This is a genomic window from Pseudomonas sp. 32A (assembly GCF_052682255.1).
The window spans coordinates 38,002-52,189 of sequence record NZ_JBQYLY010000001.1 but is presented as its reverse complement, the minus strand read 5'-3'; the positions used below and the strand labels follow the sequence as shown (position 1 = coordinate 52,189).

The 14,188-nt window shown below is 61.1% G+C and carries 12 protein-coding genes; 1 reads left to right on the top strand and 11 read right to left on the bottom strand.

The features are described from left to right. Positions 1-95: 95 nt before the first annotated feature. The 3 genes from ACUN0G_RS00230 to ACUN0G_RS00220 are packed head-to-tail and all read right to left on the bottom strand — an operon-like array spanning position 96 to position 5,316. Positions 96-3,149: an efflux RND transporter permease subunit gene (locus ACUN0G_RS00230; protein WP_445572452.1), complete on the bottom strand. Its 3,054-nt coding sequence runs from the start codon at positions 3,147-3,149 to the stop codon at positions 96-98. Continuing rightward, positions 3,146-4,216 carry an efflux RND transporter periplasmic adaptor subunit gene (locus ACUN0G_RS00225; RefSeq protein WP_445572451.1) on the bottom strand — a complete coding sequence of 357 codons (1,071 nt, stop codon included), beginning with the start codon at positions 4,214-4,216 and terminating at the stop codon, positions 3,146-3,148. The genes ACUN0G_RS00230 and ACUN0G_RS00225 overlap by 4 nt, the downstream gene beginning before the upstream one ends. Further along, on the bottom strand, positions 4,213-5,316 hold the full coding sequence (locus ACUN0G_RS00220; RefSeq protein WP_445572450.1) for an efflux RND transporter periplasmic adaptor subunit: 1,104 nt from the start codon (positions 5,314-5,316) through the stop codon (positions 4,213-4,215). Before ACUN0G_RS00220 ends, ACUN0G_RS00225 begins: the two co-directional genes overlap by 4 nt. A gap of 165 nt (positions 5,317-5,481) precedes the next feature. Here ACUN0G_RS00220 and ACUN0G_RS00215 point away from each other — a divergent pair, with 165 nt between their 5' ends. Further along, positions 5,482-6,642 (top strand): AAA family ATPase, encoded by a 1,161-nt coding sequence (locus ACUN0G_RS00215; RefSeq protein ID WP_445572449.1) that lies wholly within the window; start codon positions 5,482-5,484, stop codon positions 6,640-6,642. A gap of 117 nt (positions 6,643-6,759) precedes the next feature. On the opposite strand, the gene ACUN0G_RS00210 is transcribed toward ACUN0G_RS00215, so the two are convergent. The 8 genes from ACUN0G_RS00210 to ACUN0G_RS00175 all read right to left on the bottom strand — a co-directional run bounded on the left by ACUN0G_RS00210 (position 6,760) and on the right by ACUN0G_RS00175 (position 14,188). Next, on the bottom strand, positions 6,760-7,635 hold the full coding sequence (locus ACUN0G_RS00210) for a transporter substrate-binding domain-containing protein (RefSeq protein WP_010168882.1): 876 nt from the start codon (positions 7,633-7,635) through the stop codon (positions 6,760-6,762). Continuing rightward, positions 7,632-8,408: an amino acid ABC transporter ATP-binding protein gene (locus ACUN0G_RS00205; protein WP_219272056.1), complete on the bottom strand. Its 777-nt coding sequence runs from the start codon at positions 8,406-8,408 to the stop codon at positions 7,632-7,634. The genes ACUN0G_RS00210 and ACUN0G_RS00205 overlap by 4 nt, the downstream gene beginning before the upstream one ends. After that, the gene (locus tag ACUN0G_RS00200; RefSeq protein WP_421524599.1) at positions 8,405-9,064 is read right to left on the bottom strand and encodes an amino acid ABC transporter permease; all 660 of its coding nucleotides are present in this window, start codon (positions 9,062-9,064) and stop codon (positions 8,405-8,407) included. Before ACUN0G_RS00200 ends, ACUN0G_RS00205 begins: the two co-directional genes overlap by 4 nt. After that, on the bottom strand, positions 9,045-9,710 hold the full coding sequence (locus ACUN0G_RS00195) for an amino acid ABC transporter permease (RefSeq protein WP_177025810.1): 666 nt from the start codon (positions 9,708-9,710) through the stop codon (positions 9,045-9,047). The genes ACUN0G_RS00200 and ACUN0G_RS00195 overlap by 20 nt, the downstream gene beginning before the upstream one ends. A gap of 559 nt (positions 9,711-10,269) precedes the next feature. Next, complete coding sequence (locus ACUN0G_RS00190) at positions 10,270-11,052, bottom strand: MetQ/NlpA family ABC transporter substrate-binding protein (protein ID WP_258343158.1); 783 nt, start codon at positions 11,050-11,052, stop codon at positions 10,270-10,272. Between the two features lie 148 nt (positions 11,053-11,200). Beyond that, entirely contained in the window at positions 11,201-12,127 is a 927-nt protein-coding gene (locus ACUN0G_RS00185) for a sigma 54-interacting transcriptional regulator (RefSeq protein WP_076018210.1), read from the bottom strand. A 47-nt stretch (positions 12,128-12,174) separates the two neighbouring features. Then, on the bottom strand, positions 12,175-12,756 hold the full coding sequence (locus ACUN0G_RS00180; protein WP_010168877.1) for an alpha/beta hydrolase: 582 nt from the start codon (positions 12,754-12,756) through the stop codon (positions 12,175-12,177). A gap of 1,030 nt (positions 12,757-13,786) precedes the next feature. After that, positions 13,787-14,188: an ExbD/TolR family protein gene (locus tag ACUN0G_RS00175; RefSeq protein ID WP_003218118.1), complete on the bottom strand. Its 402-nt coding sequence runs from the start codon at positions 14,186-14,188 to the stop codon at positions 13,787-13,789.

The following is a 14,188-nucleotide window of genomic DNA, read 5'->3' as shown; positions in this document are numbered from 1 at the left end:
GCCCGGAGGGTAAAACAATCGACCGGGCGCCAAGGGCAAAAAAATGTTTCAGGGAACATTCCCACGTCCGTGTAGGAATGTCATCGCAGTGGCTGTCAGGCGTTTTCTTTCTTCGGCTCGCGAATCTTGTACCAGGCCACATACAGCGCCGGCAAAAACAGCAGCGTCAGCAAGGTGGCGATGATGATCCCGCCGATCATCGCGTAGGCCATCGGCCCCCAGAACACTTCCCGGGCAATCGGGATCATGCCCAGGCTGGCCGCCGCTGCCGTCAACAGGATTGGCCGGCGCCGGTGTTCGGTGGCTTCCACCACCGCATCCCACGGCGTGTAGCCGTCGCGCTCGTAGGCGTCGATCTGGGTCACCAGAATCACCGAGTTACGGATGATGATGCCGATCAGTGCGAGGATCCCCAGGATCGCCACAAAGCCCATGGGCGTGCCCGTGGGAATCAGCGCCAACACCACGCCAATCAACCCCAACGGCGCGACGCTGGCCACCAGGAACATCTTCTGCACGCTGTGCAGCTGGATCATCAGGAAGGTCGCCATCAGGAACAGCATCAGCGGCACCACCCTGGCAATCGGGCCCTGGGCCTTGCCGCTTTCTTCCACGGTACCGCCGGTGGCGACCTTGTAGCCCACCGGCAACGCGGCGCTGAACTTGTCGATTTCCGGCTTGAGCTGTTTCACCAGGTCGGTCGGCTGCATGTCGTCGCGCACCGCCGCCTTGATGGTGATGGTCGGTTTGCGGTCGCGACGCCACACCAACGGCTGTTCCAACTCATAACGCACGGTGGCAAACGCCAGCAGCGGAATCGAGGTGCCGTTGGGCGTGACGATCTGCAGGTTCTGCAAAGTCTCCGGCGTACCGCGTTCGGCATCTTCGGCGCGGCCGACCACATTGATCAGGTAGATATCGTCATGCACCTGGGTCACCGACGCACCGCTGACCACGCTGTTCATCAACTGCGCCACGTCTTCCGACGACAGCCCCAATTGCCGCGCCTTGTCCTGGGCGATGTCCACCCGCAGGACTTTGCCGGGCTCGTTCCAGTCGTAGATGATTTCGCCCATGTGGGTGTTTTTATCGAGCATGGTCGCCAGTTCGATCGCGTGTTTGCGCACTTGGTCGATGTCCTTGCCAGACACCCGATACTGGATCGGACGCCCCACCGGCGGCCCCATTTCCAGTGGCTGCACGAAGCTGCCCACGCCGACAAAATCTTCCCGCAGGCGTTTTTGCAGGCGCGCAATCAAGGCGCCGCGCTCTTCCAGGCCCTTGCTGACGATCACCAGTTGCGCGTAGTACGGGTTCTCCAGTTGCTGGTCCAGCGGCAGGTAGAAACGGATCGCACCCTGGCCGATATAGGTGCTCCAGCGGGCGATGTCCGGGTCGTCCTTGATGATTGCCTCAAGACGGTCGACGGCCTTGCGGGTCTCGTTGATCGAGGCGTTTTGCGGCAGGTTGAGGTCGACGAGAATTTCCGGACGGTCCGAGGACGGAAAAAACTGGTTCTGCACAAACTGCATGGAAAACACCGACGCCACAAACAGCAGCACGGTAATGCCAATGGCCCACCAGCGGTTGCGCATCGCCCACAGCATGCCGCCATTGAACGCCCGGCCCACACGGCCCGGCTCGGCGTTATGGGGTTTTACCTTGCTGCTGAGGATGTGCACCCCGAGCACCGGCGCGAACAACACCGCGACCACCCACGACACCAGCATCGCCACGGCAATCACCGCGAACAAGGTGAAGGTGTACTCGCCCGCCGAACTCGCGTTGAGGCCAATCGGCACAAAACCGGCAACGGTCACCAGCGTACCGGTCAACATCGGGAACGCCGTGGAGGTGTAGGCGAAGGTTGCCGCCTGCTCCTTGGTTTCGCCTTTTTCCAGGCGCGTGATCATCATCTCCACGGTGATCATCGCGTCGTCCACCAACAGGCCGAGGGCAATGATCAAGGCGCCCAGCGACACCCGCTGCATGGTGATGCCGCTGTATTCCATGAACACGAACACCAGCGCCAGCACCAACGGAATCGAGCACGCCACCACCAACCCGGCACGCACACCGAGGCTGATAAAGCTCACCACCAGCACGATGATCACCGCCTCAAACAACGCGCTGGTGAAGCCGCCGACGGCCTCTTCCACCACTTCTGCCTGATCGGAAACCTTGTGCACGCCCACACCCACCGGCAGGTCGGCGGTCAGCTCGTCCATGCGTTTGTGCAGGGCCTTGCCGAAATCCTGGATGTTGCCGCCCTTCTGCATGGCGATGGCCAAGCCAATCGCCGGCTTGCCATTGAAACGGAACATCGGCGTCGACGGGTCGACATAGCCACGGGTGATTTCCGCCACGTCAGCCAGCCGATAGAAGCGGTCATTGAGCCGCAGATTGACGTTGGCCAGGTCCTTCTCCGAGGCGAACTGCCCGGAGGTGCGCACCGAAATCCGCTCCGGCCCCGCCTCGATCACCCCGGCCGGCGTCACCGCGTTCTGCGATTGCAGGCTCTGCACCACCTGGCGCTGATCAATCCCCAGGGCCGCGAGTTTGCGGGTGGAGAAATTCAGGTAAATCACTTCGTCCTGCTGGCCGATCATCTCGACCTTGCCCAGCCCCGGCACCGAACGAATCTCGGCGCGCGCTTGCTCGACGTAGTCGCGCAACTGGCGCATCGACAAGCCATCGGCGGTAAACGCATACACCGAGCCGAACACATCACCGAACTCGTCGTTGAACGCCGGCCCCTGCAAGCCTTGGGGGAAGCTGCCGCGGATGTCATCGATCTTCTTGCGGACCTGGTACCAGATCTCCGGAATAGCCTTGGCGCTGGTGGTGTCCTTGAGGAACACAAACACCGTGGACTCACCGGGCCGGGTGTAGCTTTTCACGTAGTCGAGGGAATCCAGCTCTTCGAGTTTTTTCTCGATGCGGTCGGTGACCTGCTTCAGGATTTCTTCCTGGGTCGCGCCTGGCCAACGGGTCTGGATCACCATGGTCTTGATGGTGAACGACGGGTCTTCCTCGCGGCCGAGGTTCATGTACGAGAACACGCCCATCAGCAGCGCGACGAACATCAGGTACCAGACGAAGGACTGATGCTTGAGGGCCCAGTCGGATAAGTTGAAGCTCCCTTTCATCGCGGGCTGTCCTCGTCGATTTTGACTTTTTGCCCGGGCTTCAGGCTGTTCACGCCGGCACTCACCACGCGCTCGCCGGGTTTGGCGCCGGCGTTGAGCAAGGCGCTGTCGGCGTCGCGGCTGACGATGGTGACGTCTCGGGGTTGTACGGTCTGGCTTTGGGTGTCGATCACCCAGATGCGGGTCTTGCCGTCGGCTTCCTGCAAGGCGCTGAGGGGCAGTTCGATACGCGGAGCGATGGCTGAGCTCAAGGTCACGCTGATAGCGGTGCCGAGGCGAAACGCGGGCGGCGTTTCGGCCAGGGTCAGGCGGGCGCGACGGGTGCGGGTGGCGCTTTGGGCCTGGGGTTCGATCTCGCGCACGGTGGCAGTCGTGCTGATGTTCGGGTCCATTTGCCCGGCGACCAGGAACACCACATCCGGCGGCAGGCGCTCGGCGAGGCCGGCGGGCAAATCAATGACGGCTTCCTTGACGTCCGGGCGCGCCAGGGTCACCACTTGCTGACCGGCGCTGACCACCTGGCCGGCCTCGGCATTCCACGCGGTGACGATGCCCGCATGGTCAGTGCGCAGTTCGCTGTAGTTGAGCTGGTCCTTGGCCTGGTTGACCGAAGCCTTGGCTTGGTCGAGGGAGGCCTGGGTGGTTTTCAGGTCGGTCTGGGCGATGTCCAGTTGGGCCTGGGCGCCGACGCCACGGCTGAACAGTTCCTGCTGGCGGCGGGCATTGGCCTGGGCGTTGATCCACTGCGCCTGCACGCGAGCCAGGTCACCTTGGGCAGCACGCAATTGGTTCTGTTGATCGGTGGGGTCGAGCACGGCCAGCAACGCGCCCTGCTCCACTTCGGCACCCACGTCGACCGCGCGCCGGGCAATGCGACCCGGCACACGGAAACCCAGGTTGCTTTCATAACGGGCCTGGATCGTACCGGCGAAGCGGCCGAGGTTTTCCTGGTCCTCGGACTTCACTTCAATCGACAACACCGGGCGCACAGGTTCCGGCGCCGGTTCTTCCTTGGAGCACGCCATCAGCAGCAGGCTGGCAGCGAGCAATACCGTCAGCCGCTTCATGGCTGCACTCCCTGGGCCTGAGCCTGATCCGGCGGCTGGGCGATTTCCACGATCATGCCGGGGTGCAGCAGTTGCCCGCCGGCCACCACGACTTTTTCGCCGCCCTTGAGCCCGTCGCTGATGATCACCTTGCCGGTAAGATAACGCGCGACCGTGACCTTGTGCAGTTGCGCCTTGCCGTCGCCATCAATCAGCCAGACAGCCGGCGCGCTGATGTCTTTGGTCAAGGCAGCCCACGGCAACTCGATGCTGGCCTTGGCCGGCCCGTTGGCGGTGGCGCTGACCACCGAGCCCAGTTGCATGCCCTTGGGCAGCGCGTCGAGGGCGATTTTGACTTGTACCGTGCCGGTATTGGCGGCCACGGCCGGGGTGACTTCGCGGACCTTGCCCACGGCGGTAATCTGCGGGTTTTCCAGCAGGCTGACGGTGATCGGTTTGTCCGGCGGCGGCTCTACCAGCAGTGACTCATAGACGTTGAACACCGCGTCGCGCTCGCCATCCCGGGCCAGGCTGAAGATCGGCACGGTGGCCTGCACCACCTGGCCCACCTCGGCCTGGCGCGCGGTGATGATGCCCGGCGCGTCGGCGACCAGCGAGGTGTAGCCCAACTGCTCGCGGGCATTGGCCAACTGCGCCTGGGCGGCGGTCAACGCGCTTTGACTGCTGCGCAACGCGGCCTGGGCGGAGTCGTATTCACTGCGGCTGGTGTAGCCCTTGGGCAAGAGTTTTTCCTGGCGCACAAACGCGGCGGCAGTCTGTTTGACCCGCGCCTGTTCGGCGACCACCTGGGCCTGGGCGGAGTCGACGTTGGTCTGCAAATCCTTCGGGTCGAGCTTGGCCAGCACTTGCTTGGCGCTGACGCGGTCGCCGACATCCACCATGCGCTGGATGATCTTGCCGCCGACGCGGAACGACAGATCGGTCTGCACCCTGGCCTGGATATCGCCGGTCAAGGTCACGGCGGCGGCAAAGTCGGTGGACTTCACCGTCTGCACGAACACCCGGGAATGTTCCTTGGGTTCGGCTTTTTCCTGGCCGCAACCGCTCAGCAGCGCCAGCAAGCCAAGGCCGAGGATAAATGTGGAGGTGGGACCGCCCATGCAGGCTCCTTGCTTGATTGACGCGTCGGTGATTATGCGACTGTTAGCGTAGTTCAGGGTTCCGCGTCGTAGGCATTGACTTACAGGAAATCAGGACGCTCGCGACACATCTCCGCCAGCCGACGCAGGTAACATGCGGATCCACATAATCGCGAACATCCTCTCATGCTCAAAACCCTCGCGGTGGCCAATTACCGCTCGATCAACAAATTGGTGGTGCCGCTGGATCGGTTGAACCTGATTACCGGCCCCAATGGCAGCGGTAAATCCAACCTGTATCGCGCCCTGCGGCTACTGGCGGAGACGGCCCAAGGCGGTGTGATCAACGCACTGGCCCGTGAAGGCGGGCTGGATTCGACCTTCTGGGCCGGGCCGGAAAACATCAGCCGGCGCATGCTCAGCGGCGAAGTCCCGGTAGAGCCCATCGTGCGCCAGGGCGCCAAGCGCCTGCGCCTGGGGTTTGCCGCAGAGGATTTCAGCTATGCGATTTCCCTGGGGTTGCCCGAGAAAACCTTGTCCTATTTTTCCCTGGACCCGGAGATCAAGAAAGAATGCATCTGGGCCGGGCATGTGTTTCGCCCGGCGAGCCTGCTGGTGCAGCGCTCCGGCCCGATGGTACGTGCCCGCGATGGCCGAGCCTGGGATGTACTGGCCCAGCACACGCCGAACTACCACAGCCTGTTCGATCAGGTCGGCAGCCTGCGGGGTTCGCCGGAGGTGTTGCTGCTGCGCGAAAGCATTCGTGGCTGGCGCTTTTATGATCACTTTCGCAGCGACGTCGACGCCCCGGTGCGCCAGCCGCAGCTGGGCACACGTACGCCGGTGTTGCATCACGACGGTCGGGATTTGGCGGCGGCGTTGCAGACCATTCGCGAGATTGGCGACCCGGACGCCTTGCAGCGGGCGATCAGCGACGCATTTCCCGGGGCGCGGTTGAATATCGAGCCGTTGCAGGGCGGCCGGTTTGCCATCGAGTTTTATCAGGAAGGGTTGCTGCGGCCGTTGTCGGCGGCGGAGCTGTCGGACGGGACCTTGCGCTACTTGCTGCTGGTGGCGGCGCTGCTGACGCCGAGGCCACCGACGATGATGGTACTGAACGAACCGGAAACCAGCTTGCACCCGGACCTGCTGCCGGCGTTGGCGCGTCTGATCATCCAGGTGTCGCAGCAGTGCCAGGTGTGGGTGGTGTCCCATGCCAGCCGCTTGATTGCGGCGTTGCAGCAGGATGAAGGGTGTAATTCGATCGTGCTGGAGAAGGTGATGGGGCAGACGCAGGTGGTGGGGCAGCGGGTGCTGGATGAGCCGGCGTGGCATTGGCCCAGCTGATGATCGTTCCCACGCTCTGCGTGGGAATGCATAACGGGACGCTCCGCGTCCCAACAGCAGACGCGGAGCGTCCAAGGCGGCATTCCCACGCGGAGCGTGGGAACGATCATTGACGGATCAACCCTGCCACTTCCCACCTTCAACAATCACACTCTCAGGCTTGGTGTCATCGCTCAGTTCCTTGCGAACATACTGGTCATACAGCTTGAGCAGATACTTCTCCTCGCCCAGCTTGGCCAGCTCGGCATTCACCCAATCCCGCAGTTCGATATTGCCCTTCTTCACCGCCGGCGCAATCGGCGCTTCATCCCCCAGTTTCTGCTCCAGCACACGGTAGCCCGGGTTCTGCTTGGCCCAGCTGAACAGCACCAGGTTGTCCTGGGCATAGGCATCACCACGGCCAGCCGACAGCGCTTGCAGCGACTCGGAGTTTTTCTCGAACTTCAGCAGTTTCCAGTCCGGGTGGTTCTTGGTCAGCCAGATATCCGCGGTAGTGCCGGTGGTGACGATGGTGGTGCGGGTCGCCAGGTCGTCCAGGCTTTTCACCGGGCTGCCGTTGGCCACCAGCGCCTGCACCGCCACTTTCAGGTTCGGGTTGGTGAAGTCCACCGCTTCCTTGCGCTCAGGCGTCACGGTCATGTTGGCGAGGATCAGGTCGACCTTGTCGCTTTGCAGGAACGGAATGCGGCTCGCCGGTTCCACGGCAACGAATTCAACCTTGTTCTCGTCGCCCAGCAGGTCCTTGGCGAAGCGGCGGCCGATGTCGGTATCGAAGCCGACGTAGCGGCCGGACTCATCCACAAAACCAAACGGCGGCTTGTCGGTAAACACGCCGACGATCAGCTTGTCCCGCGCCTTGATCTTGTCGATGTAGCTCACCGCCGCCGGGGCCGGGGTGGCCGCAGCGGCCGTCTTGGCAGGCTCTTCGGATTTGTTGCAGCCGGCCAGCAGCGCGAGGCCGAACAGGGGAAATAACAACTTGGCAGTTTTCATAGCAGCTCCAATTCCTTGGTTCTTTTGGGCAGTGTTGAAACGAAGGAGAACTTCTCCAGGAACTGCTGCGCGCGTGCGGTTTGCGGGTTCGTAAAGAATGCCTCGGGGGTGTTTTGTTCGAGGATGCGGCCGGCCTCCATGAACACCACGCGGTCGGCGACGGCGCGGGCGAAGGCCATTTCATGGGTGACGATCAGTAGGGTCATGCCGTCCCGGGCCAGGCCCTGGATCACTTCCAGTACTTCCTTGACCATTTCCGGGTCGAGGGCGGCGGTGACTTCGTCAAACAGCATGACCTGCGGGTTCATGCACAACGAGCGGACGATGGCGATGCGTTGCTGCTGGCCGCCCGAGAGCTGGCGCGGGTAGGCGTCACGCTTGTCCGAGAGGCCCACCCGCTCCAGCAGTTTTTCAGCCTGGGCCCGGGCTTCGCGGGGCTCGCGTTTTTGCACTTTCAACGGGCCGAGCAAAATGTTGTCGAGCACGCTCATGTGCGGGAACAGGTGATAACTCTGGAACACCATGCCCACGTCCTGGCGCACCTGGCGCCAGTCGGTGGCCTTGTCTAGCAGCTCCTTGCCGGCAAACCGCAGGCTGCCGCTGTGGGCCACTTCCAGGCCATTGAGGCACCGCAGCAAGGTGCTTTTGCCGCAACCGCTGGGGCCGAGAATCACCACCACTTCGCCGCTTTGCACGCTCAGGTCGATGCCCTTGAGCACCTGCTGGTCGCCGAAGTATTTGTTGAAACCCTGAAACTCGATCAATGCGCTCATGCTTGGGCCCAGCGCCGTTCCAGCACCTTGGAGGCGGCCGACAACGGGTAGCAGATAAAGAAGAAAAACAGGAACAGCGCGCCGTAGATCAACACTGACTCGTAGGTGCGCTCGATGATTTGCTGGCCAACCTTGATCACGTCCACCACGCCGATCAGCACCGCCAGGGAGCTGGTCTTGATGATGCGGGTGTAGACGTTGATGGTCGGCGGGGTCATGCGTTTCAGGGCCTGGGGCAGCAGCACGTAGCCGTACAGTTGCGGGTCCGACAGGCCAATCGACAGGCCGGCTTCACGCTGGCCGCGGGGCAACGAATGCAAGGCACCGCGCACCACTTCGCCGACTTCACTGGCGCCCCACAGCGACAACACCAGCACGGCGCACCAGAAGCTCGGAATGCTCAGGCCAAAGAAAATCGGCAGGCCGAAGAACAGCAAGTACAACCACACCAGCACCGGAATGGCGCGGAACAGCTCCAGGTAAATCCGCAGCACCAGGGTGATCGCTTTCGAATTCAACGTGCGCAGTACGCCATACACCACGCCGCCGACGGTGCTGAAGGCAATGCTCAGGAAGGAGATCGACAGGGTTTGCGCAGCGCCCTTGCCCAGTTGCGGCAACGACACCCAGAGTAATTCAAGACCCGAACTGGCCATGCTGGAGCCTCCTTTCAAGGCGGCTGAGCAGCAGCGACAGCGGCAGGAATAACAGCACGCAGATCAACGTCAGCACCGCGAGCATTTCGTAGGTTTTGTAGTAGAGGGCAATGTAGCTTTTGGTGGTGTAGAGAATCTCCGGCACCGCCACCGCCGACACGATGGTGGTTTCCTTGAGCAGGAAAATGAAGTTCGCAAACAGCGCCGGCAGGCTGAGGATCCCCGCCTGAGGCAGGATCACATGGCGTAGCAGCTGCCAGTGGGACAGGCCGATGGACTTGCCCGACTCGATCTGCGCCAGCGGCACCGCCTCGACACCGGCACGCAACACTTCCGTGAGGTAGGCGCCGCCGAGAAAGGTCATGGTGATGATCGCCGCCCAGAACCCGGAGATGTTCAAGCCCAGGGCCGGCAACGCGAAGTAGACGAAAAACAGTTGGATCAGCAGTGGTGTGTTGCGCGCCAGTTCGACGTACAGCGCCACCAGGCGCCATATGTAGGGGGTGCGAAATACCAGCAGCGCAGCATTGATCAAGGCCACCACTAACGAGGTGCCGATGGCGATCAGGCCGACTTGCAAGGTCACGCCCACGGCCTTGAGAAACGCAGGCAGCGTGCTGAGGATAAATGCGTAATCGAAGGTCATCTGAAATCCCTGACGCCGCAGGGGTAATGCGGCGTTGGTGCGGTCCGGTTCAGCGTGGGTAACGCCGAGTAGCGCCGACTTTAAAGGTATAAAAAGCAAACTTTAAATACCGAAATAGCATATTGATATCACCCAAATAGATAACCGGCGGATTCGCGGTACAGGCGGATGACAGCTACTGTTCCTCGGGAGGTAGGAAGGTCTTTTTATCGGTGCTGCACTTCAGGGATAGGCAGCGCGTGGCCAGACTAAGGGCCAATCAACAGGCGAGGGAATGAGCGATGACCAAAGCAAAACCGATTGATCCGCAGGAGCTGGTGAAGTGGCTGGTGGCGCTGCGCAGGGCCATTAACAGTCGAAATATCTGAGCTGACACAGTCCCAAATGTGGGAGCTGGCTTGCCTGCGATAGCGGTGTGTCAGATATCGATGGGGTGACTGATCTACCGCTATCGCAGGCAAGCCAGCTCCCACAACTTTGACCGTGTTCCAACGATAAAAAACGCCGACGCTGTAGAAGCCGTCGGCGTTTAAACCTTGAAGGAGGTTTTGGGGCTCGATCAGAACGCCGGCACGACCGCACCGTTGTATTTCTTCTCGATGAAAGCTTTCACTTCTGGGCTGGTCAGGGCTTTGGCCAGCTTCTGGATCGCGTCGCTGTCCTTGTTGTCCGGGCGGGCAACCAGGAAGTTCACGTACGGCGACTTGGCGTCTTCGATGATCAGTGCGTCCTTGGCCGGGTTCAGACCCGCTTCCAGGGCGTAGTTGGTGTTAATCAGGTCCAGGTCAACCTGGTCCAGTACGCGTGGCAGCAGGGCCGATTCCAGCTCTTTGAATTTCAGGTTTTTCGGGTTGCTGGCAATGTCTTTCGGCGTGGCCAGAGCGTTGCTCGGGTCTTTCAGGGTGATTACGCCAGCCTTTTGCAGCAGCAGCAGGGCACGCCCGGAGTTGCTGCCTTCGTTCGGAATGGCCACGGTGGCGCCATCTTTCAGCTCAGAGATGTTTTTGATCTTTTTCGAGTAACCACCGAAGGGCTCAACGTGCACACCGATGACGGTGACCAGGTTGGTGCCTTTACCCTTGTTGAAGTTTTCCAGGTACGGCAGGGTCTGGAAGTAGTTGGCGTCCAGACGCTTCTCGGCCACCTGCACGTTCGGCTGCACGTAGTCGGTGAAGACTTTGATTTCCAGGTCCACGCCTTCTTTGGCCAGGGTCGGCTTGACCAGCTCAAGGATCTCGGCATGCGGGATCGGGGTAGCGGCTACCACCAGTTTCTCGTTGGCCTGGGCGAAGCTTGCAGTCAGGGCAGCCGCCAGTGCGGTAAACAACAGAACCTTTTTCATGCAGTGTCCTTATCGAAAATCCGGGTCGTCTGGGACGGCCGCTTTTTTAGTGGATGCCAGCGAAGTGCTATCGCGGCGTGGAGCGGACAATACCGAGGTTTTTTATTCCAGAACAATACTTTTTATTCACTTTGATATTCCATTTTGCTCATACAGACCCCAACCCTTTCAATAGACGCTTCAACGCATCACGTTCGGCCTCGGTGCCGCTGCTGAGGATCTGCCGCGCCTGGTGTTCGATCTGCGCCACCGACGGCAGCGGCAGGTTCAAATGCTCCGGTAAAATCTCGTCGCCACTGCTGACCAACAGGGCAAAGTGAATCACGTTCTCCAACTCCCGGGTGTTTCCCGGCCAGGTGTGATGCTCCAACACGCGCTGGGCCTCGTCGCTGATCAGCGGCACCGGCAGGTCGAGGCGCTGGCTGTAGATGCCGAGGAAATACTCGGCCAGTGATAGGATATCGCCCACCCGCTCACGCAGTGCCGGCAACTCCAACTGGCCTTCGCTGAGGTAATGGAACAAGCGCTCGTGAAACTTGCCGGCCGCCACGGCCTGAGCTAGGTCGATGCTGGTGGCCGCCACCAGCCGCACATCCACCGGACTTGGCTGATGGGCCCCGACGCGAGTGACTTCGTGGTTTTCCAGCGCCGCCAGCAACTTGACCTGGATCGGCAACGGCAGGTCGCCGATTTCATCCAGGTACAAGGTGCCGCCATTGGCCGAGCCAAACCAGCCGGCACGGCTACTGGCTGCACCGCTATGGCTGCCTGCGGCATAGCCGAACAACTCGGCGTCGGCGTAAGTCGGGCTGATGGCGCCGCAATTCACCGAGACAAACAGGCCGGTGCGGTCGCTGCCACGGTGGATATGCCGGGCGAGCAATTCCTTGCCGCTGCCGGTTTCGCCGCGGATCAACACGGGCAAGGCGCGGGGGGCGAGGTTTTCGAGGTCTTCGCGCAGTTGCCGCGAACGCGGGTCGACAAACACCAGCGCCTTGGCACGAATGCTCAGGGGGCTTTTTTCGGCGTCGGGGAAGGTCAGCAGGGGCTGACCGAAGGTTTCATGCAGGCTCATGGCAGACTCCCGCCCCATCCACGAAGGGGAAGGGGCGTTTAAAAATTTTATGCACGGCGCCGGGAGTGATGTTCCAGGCGATTTTGCAGGCGATAGAGGTAGGCGAAACCCTGTTCCCAGCGTTGATGGCCGGACTTCACGTTGATATGCCCGGCACCCGCGAGAATTCCCGCTTCGGCGCCCCAGTTACGTGCCAGTTCCAGGGCGCGGGTGGCGCTGACGGCGCTGTCGTTGTCGGAACTGACGACCTGGCTTGGGAACGGCAGCAGGTCACTGGGGATGGGTGCAAAGTTACGCAGGGCGGGAGCGCAGGCAGGGCGTTCGACATCGGCAGGGGCCACCAGCAGAGCGCCGCGTACCTGACGCAGGAACTGCACCGGTGCGGTGGCGGCCCAATGGGCGACCGTGATGCAGCCCAGGCTGTGGGCGATCAGAATCACCGGGGTGCTGTCGGCGGCGATGGCTTCGGCCAGTGCGGCCACCCAGTCTTCGCGGCGTGGGGTGAGCCAGTCGGCCTGCTCCACGCGCGCGCTGTTGGGCAGGCTGTTCTGCCAATGACTTTGCCAATGATCTTCTGGCGATCCTTGCCAGCCCGGCACGATCAGATAACGAATCGACTCGCTGTGCATGGGTGTGCCCTCCTGCAGCGTTTAACGTTGTGGGTCAGTATAGGCACGGGGTATATATTCGTTAAGGAATAAGAAGCTATTTATTAATAACCAAAATGTTTTTTTGAGGTGGTGGGGGGTTTAGGGGGTTGGGGGTACATATCCGTTATTTGGGTAACGGCCGCTTATGGTTCCGCTCTTACAGCGGCTCACTTTTGAAGAGCGCAAAAGTAAGCAAAACGCTCTTGCCCCACCACTCGGCACCTCGCTTGGGCTCGGTGTGCCCTCACTCCGGCTTTGGACCGTGGGCCGCCGTCATGGGCCATCCCTGGCCCAGGACGGCTAACCTGGCGTCCTGCCAGGTTACCCACGCTCCAAAGCCTGCGTTCGGCCAGCGTGGTTTAACGGGGCGCCTAAGATCAAGATCAAGATCAAAAGCAAAAGCACAGCGGCCTCCCGGCCGGCTTGAGTGTTAAAAGCAAAATCAAAAGCTAAAGCGGGCACGGTCCAAAAAATGTGGGAGCGGGCTTGCTCGCGAAGGTCGTTAACGATGACGCGGGCATTCTGGATGAACGCGGCGCCCTCAGGTTTTTCGCGAGCAAGCCCGCTCCCACAGAAAAGCAGATCTGTTTTCGCTCTGGATCTTGCCTTTGCTTTTAACACTCAAGCCGGCCGGTAGGCCGCTGTGCTCTTGCTTTTGATCTTGATCTGACTGCCCCAATAAGCCCGAGGCCGAACGCAGGTATTGCGGAGCGGGTAAACCGGCAGGACGCCGGTTTAGCCGCGCCGGGCCATGGATGGCCCGTCGCGGCGGCCCGCGGAGCAATGCCGGAGTGAGGGAACGCCGAGCCACAGCGAGGCGCCGACAGGCGGGGCAGAGCCCTTTGCTTACTTTGGGGCTTTTCCAAAGTGAGCCGCTGTAAGAGCGGAACCATAAGCCGCCGTTACCTAAATAACGGATATGTACCCAGCCCCCCCCAAAACCACAGCCCAAAAAAAAGGCCGCACCCTGCCAAGGAAACGGCCAAAAAAATTGTCGAGGCATTTGAAACTAACGTGCAGTAATCACCGACAGCTTGGTAATCCCCGCGCGCTCGATAGACGCCATGGCTCGCGCCACTTCGCCATAATTAACTCCATCGTCAGCCTGCAGTTGCACCCGAACATCCGGGTCCTTGGCCTTGGCCGACTGCAAGTTGAATTCCAGCAAATCCGGCTGGATTTCATCCTTGTTGATAAACAGTTTGCCGGCAGCATCAATGCTCACCACCAGCGGGTCTTTCTGCTCCACCGGCGCCACGGCCTCGGTCTTGGGCAGGTTGATCGGAATCGCATTAGTCAACAACGGCGCCGTGACGATAAACACCACCAGCAGCACCAACATCACATCCACCAACGGCGTGACGTTGATCTCGCTCAGCACCTCATCACTGTCTTGCGTGGAGAAGGCCAT